A 1,358-nucleotide genomic window follows, 5' to 3' on the forward strand; every position below is an offset into this window, starting at 1 on the left:
CCGGGCGGCAATGGTGTTGCCTTCGACTGGCGCATTCTCGCCGGCCTTGACGGCGGCGTCGATTACATGCTTTCCGGTGGGCTCAACGCCGCCAATATCGGCGATGCCCTTCGGCTTGCCAACCCGCCTGGGATCGACATTTCTTCAGGCGTGGAAAGCGCGCCGGGCGTCAAGGATCCGGCGCTGATCGAACAGTTTTTCCGGGCCGTCAGGGCCGCGCGGAACACCCGCGCAGCCTAGTGGTGCCTCAAACCAGAGCATGTCCCGGAAAAGTGGGAACCGGTTTTCCGACAAGGACATGCCTCATAGTCAAGATGCCAGGAGATCGGCGATGAACAAGCCGGCGACACCCAATTCCTTCCGCACCGGGCCCGACGAACAGGGCATGTTCGGCATTTTCGGCGGTCGTTTCGTTGCCGAAACGCTGATGCCGCTGATCCTCGATCTGGAGCGGCACTGGAACGAGGTCAAGAACGATGCGGATTTCAGGGCTGAGCTGACTGACCTGTCGACCCACTATGCCGGACGGCCGTCGAAGCTTTATTTCGCCGAAGGCCTCACGAAGCATCTTCGTGAGGTTTCCTCGGCCAGGGGCCTCGCGGGCGGCGCGAAGGTCTACTTCAAGCGGGAGGATTTGAACCACACCGGTTCGCACAAGATCAACAACTGCCTCGGCCAGATCCTGCTGGCCAAGCGCATGGGCAAGAAGCGCATCATCGCCGAGACCGGCGCCGGCCAGCACGGCGTGGCCTCGGCCACGGTTGCGGCCCGCTTCGGCTTTCCCTGCGTCGTCTACATGGGCGCCACAGACGTTGCCCGGCAAAGCCCGAACGTCTTCCGCATGAAGCTGCTCGGCGCCGAAGTGCGCCCGGTGACCGCCGGCCACGGCACGCTGAAGGACGCCATGAACGAGGCGTTGCGCGACTGGGTCACCAATGTCGAGGACACCTATTACCTGATCGGCACCGCCGCCGGCCCGCATCCCTATCCGGAGCTGGTGCGCGACTTCCAGTCGGTGATCGGCATCGAGGCGCGGGCACAGATCCTCGAGCAGGAAGGCCGGCTGCCCGACACCATCATCGCCGCTGTCGGCGGTGGTTCGAACGCCATCGGCCTGTTCCATCCCTTCCTCGACGACAAGGAGGTCCGCATCATCGGCATCGAAGCCGGCGGTCGCGGTCTCGACGGCATCGAGCATTGCGCCTCGATGAATGCCGGCGCGCCGGGCGTGCTGCATGGCAACCGCACCTATCTCCTGCAGAATTCCGACGGCCAGATCATGGACGGCCATTCGATCTCGGCCGGCCTCGACTATCCCGGCGTTGGGCCGGAGCATTCCTGGCTGCGCGATTCAGGCC

1 protein-coding gene and 1 pseudogene are annotated in these 1,358 nt (G+C 64.2%); both read left to right on the top strand.

Annotated features, from left to right (window positions below):
- A pseudogene (locus tag ENZ75_RS31910) lies at positions 1-240 on the top strand (N-(5'-phosphoribosyl)anthranilate isomerase); the annotation flags it as partial.
- 91 nt (positions 241-331) lie between these two features.
- A partial coding sequence (gene trpB / locus ENZ75_RS31915) for a tryptophan synthase subunit beta (RefSeq protein WP_128278621.1) occupies positions 332-1,358 on the top strand: 1,027 nt, incomplete at its 3' end.

It is taken from the genome of Mesorhizobium sp. M7A.F.Ca.CA.002.04.1.1, assembly GCF_004022805.1.
GTDB classification, from domain to species: domain Bacteria; phylum Pseudomonadota; class Alphaproteobacteria; order Rhizobiales; family Rhizobiaceae; genus Mesorhizobium; species Mesorhizobium ciceri.